Source organism: Shewanella sp., assembly GCF_051658185.1.
Classification (GTDB): Bacteria; Pseudomonadota; Gammaproteobacteria; order Enterobacterales; family Shewanellaceae; genus Shewanella.
On sequence record NZ_JBOFMC010000329.1, the window covers coordinates 1 to 3,781 of the forward strand.

Annotated in this window: 3 protein-coding genes and 1 pseudogene; all 4 read left to right on the forward strand. The window is 45.3% G+C overall.

Going from position 1 to position 3,781, the window contains the following annotated elements; genetic code table 11:
- Nucleotides 1-462 precede the first annotated feature (462 nt).
- Nucleotides 463-768 (forward strand): annotated as a pseudogene (locus ACRCZA_RS12640) (IS1634 family transposase); the annotation flags it as partial.
- A 165-nt stretch (nt 769-933) separates the two neighbouring features.
- Nucleotides 934-1,821 carry a lateral flagellin LafA gene (gene lafA / locus ACRCZA_RS12645; RefSeq protein ID WP_438674781.1) on the forward strand — a complete coding sequence of 296 codons (888 nt, stop codon included), beginning with the start codon at nt 934-936 and terminating at the stop codon, nt 1,819-1,821.
- A gap of 157 nt (nt 1,822-1,978) precedes the next feature.
- Nucleotides 1,979-3,253, forward strand: a complete 1,275-nt coding sequence (gene fliD, locus ACRCZA_RS12650) for a flagellar filament capping protein FliD (protein WP_438674782.1) — start codon at nt 1,979-1,981, stop codon at nt 3,251-3,253.
- 53 nt (nt 3,254-3,306) lie between these two features.
- Nucleotides 3,307-3,702 (forward strand): lateral flagellar export chaperone LafC, encoded by a 396-nt coding sequence (gene lafC, locus ACRCZA_RS12655; protein ID WP_438674783.1) that lies wholly within the window; start codon nt 3,307-3,309, stop codon nt 3,700-3,702.
- Nucleotides 3,703-3,781 lie beyond the last annotated feature (79 nt).

A 3,781-nucleotide genomic window follows, 5' to 3' on the forward strand; every position in this document is an offset into this window, starting at 1 on the left:
GACATTTATCACGAATTGTGCAATGAAATTAAAACCATTCGAATGTTATTTGTGGCGTTATTGCCTAAACATATAATAAACTTAAAAACACACGGTAAACCATATAAAACACTAAAATAATTAAGTGTTATCTGAAGTCATCTGGCTCAAACCTACATTCTCTCGTTAGGTTTTGCAAAATTGATTTTAGATTATGCTTTTAGGCAACAGTGCCGTTATTTGTTCATCAACTCGATAAGGAAAACTTAAAGAAGTTGTTTTTGGGTGGCGCTCGATGATTTTCATTTGAAGATATTTAATCTCAGTGGTGTCGGTAATTGTATCCCAAACTCTTTTTTATCACGAATTTAATGAAATCCTTAAATAGCCATCTACATGTAGGCCTTAAGTGGCAACAGTAACGACACCAAAGCCTTTGCCCAGACTGTTCGTCGCCATCTGAGCAGCCTCAAGGCTGCGCAGGATTCACTGTACCTGAAAAAACCGGAACGTATCGAAGCGTTGCTGATGGTGATGACCTGTAGCCTGATGATTTACGCGGCCCTAGAGCACCGGATCCGGGAGGGGTTGGTGGCGCAGAACCGCAGTGTGGCCGATATGAAAAAGAAGCCAACGCAGCGGCCAACGGCGCGTTGGATCTTTTTGCGCTTTGGTGGCATTCATGAGTATCGACAGGGAGAAGCCCCGCCACAGATAACGGAGCTAACAGGAGACCAGCAGATTATTTTGGCGGTATTGGGTGAACGCTACCGACAAATTTATTCCTAAATCAGGTGCGAAATGTAGGCCTTTAGGTGTTTTTTTTTTTTGATGTAAAAACGCATAAAAAAAATTTCAGCTTTTCTCGCACTCTGTCGTTTTACCTTTATGACGCAAGCTGCTGCGATAAATTAAACCGCAGTGCTTTAAAATCAAAAACTAGAGGTAATACAAATGGCTTTATCAATCCATACTAACTACTCGTCGCTGACTACTCAAAACCAGCTGAACCGTACCAACTCTTCACTGAGCACTTCTATGGAGCGTCTGGGTACTGGTCTGCGTATCAACTCAGCAAAAGATGACGCCGCTGGTCTGCAAATGGCTACTCGTTTGATGGCTCAGTCTAACGGTATGGCAGTTGGTTCACGTAATGCCAGCGATGCTATCTCTATGATGCAGACCGCTGAAGGTGCGATGGACGAGATGACCAACATCACCCAGCGTATGAAAGACTTGGCTACTCAAGGTGCTAACGGTACTGCGACTTCAGCTGACCGCGCAGCTATCGGTTCTGAGATGGTAGAGTTGCAAAACGAGCTGGGCAATATCATGAGCAACACCTCTTACGGTGGTAACGCCCTGTTTGGTGCTAGCGGTAAGTTTGGTGCTGGTGGTGTGACTTTCCAAATTGGCGAAAGCTCAGCTGAGACCTTAACTGTTGATGCTTCCGGTAATTTGAAGGCGATGAGTGGTTCTTTGGGTACCATGACCACTGCACTGGGCATGAGTGCAGGAGGTGGTTCAAATATTACTTCAGCTGCCAACGCCCTGAGCTCTGGCGCATTCCGTGGCATGATCGACACACTGGGTTCACAACTTGATACCATCGGTGCTGTTCGTTCACAATTCGGTGCGAACATTAACCGTCTGGAGCATACCCAGAACAACTTGGCTAACATGAAAGAGAACACTGACTTAGCGCGTGGTCGTATCATGGATGCTGATTTTGCTGCAGAAACCACCAACAAGACCAAGCAGGAAATGTTGATGCAAGCCGGTATGACTGTACTGGGCAGCGCCAACCAGATGACTGGTATGGTTTCTTCTCTGATGCGTTAATCGTAAGCAAGAGAAATAATGGGCAGCCTATGGGCTGCCCCTATCGCAGGGCTGTTTTGGCAAGGATGGGCGTTTTTCCTTTCCTTGCCAAAATCGCTTTAAGATAAGCCCATGTGGCTTACTGCTGATCAATAAAATTCAGATTTAAGGACTGTATATGTACATAAATCCATCGCAAATGGCTTCACAGCTTGTTTATTACGAACGTATGAATACGCAGGATTTAATTTCGCGTCAGCAAAAAGAGCTGAAAAGCGAACGCGAGGCGATTAATTCTTTAACTACAAAGCTAGAAAGTTTTCAAAAAAGCCTGAAAGACCTGAATAAAGCTTCGGAGTTGCAAGCGCAATCAGCTACGCCTTCGCAAGAAGGTTTTATGAATGTTACCAGTGACGGTTCTGCCAGTACTGGACAGTACAGTTTTTTTGTAAAGCAATTGGCACAAGCTCACCAGGTTGGCATGGTGATGGACAGTGAAGATGCTTTGTTACCAACTGACGGCGTGTTTTCGCTCGAGGTCGGTGGTGAAAAGCTAGACATCGATCTATCTACTATGCCTGCTGGGAGCACAGTTAAAGATCTTGTTACCCATATCAACACCGCTGAAGGGAATCCTGGGGTGAAAGCCTCATTAGTGCGTACTAATGGTGAAGTTAATTTGGTGTTAACTAGCCAAGAAACAGGTGTAGAAAATGCGGTAAATATGAGTTATAGCGGTGACCCTAGCAATATGTTGGGTGCGGCAATCGCTGGTAAAACGGATATCACTACCGCGAAAGATGCCATTATTGAAATGGGCGGTGATAACCCAATTGTTATCACATCTGCTTCAAATAAGGTTGAAGGTGTGGTTGATGGTCTGACGATTGAACTGACTAAAGCTCAAGAGCCTGGTGAGGCGCCAATCCAGTTAACTGTGGGTCAAGATCAAGAAAAAGTTACAGGTGCAGTAAAAAGCTTTGTTGAGGGCTATAACTCACTGATGAATGACATCAATAGCATGACTAAAAGTGGCAGTGGTGCGTTGTCTTCAGATAGTGGTATTCGTAGTTTGAAATCACAACTGCGTAATATGGTGCGCGATTTACCGGAGGGTATGTCATTAGCATCATTGGGTATTGAAACGGATCGCGATGGCAAGCTCAAATTTGATCAAACAGAATTTGAAAAGTCATTGGAAAAAGACCCCGAATTGCTTGGCAAAGCGTTTATGGGTGAAGATGGCTTATTGAACTCTATGCAGGATGCATTGAAGCCTTATACTGATCGAGATGGTTTGCTCAAATCACGAACAGAAGGTTTCGAAGCGCGCGAAAAACGCTTAGACAATAAAATGGATGCTTTGAATCGCCGTTCCGAATCTTCTTATAATCGCTATCTGCGTCAATACACTATGATGAATCAGATGATGTCGAGTATGGGCATGATTTAAGTCGTTCGCCGCGCCATTTGGCGCGGCTTTATTTAAGCCAAGTGAGTTAAAAAATGTTTGATATGGACGATGGCGTTGATGCCTACAAATTTGCTTCTGTGGATGCGAAAGCGGCCAGCGCTGATTCCTATCAGCTGGTATTGATGCTCATGGATGGTTTGCTGGATGAAATTGCCCGTGCGGAAGGGCATATTTTGGCCAAGCAATATGAGCGCAAAGGCCAAGCCATTAACAAGGCGCTGCAAATTTTGGGCGGTTTAGATAGCGCGCTAGATATGGAGCTCGGTGGTGAGCTGGCCAGCAATCTGCACCGTTTGTATGACTACTGCGGTCAGCGCTTGTTTGAAATCAGCGTGTCGAATGATGTGGCCGGTTTTGTGGAAGTGCGTAAGATCTTAGGCGAGCTCAAAGAGGGCTGGGAAGGTATGGCGCAGCACCACGCTCGCTAAGCGGAATCTTCCTTTCCGAGTGCCCACAAAATATTACCTTGTGCGTCACCGCCTCTTTGGGCGGTGGCGCATTTTAATT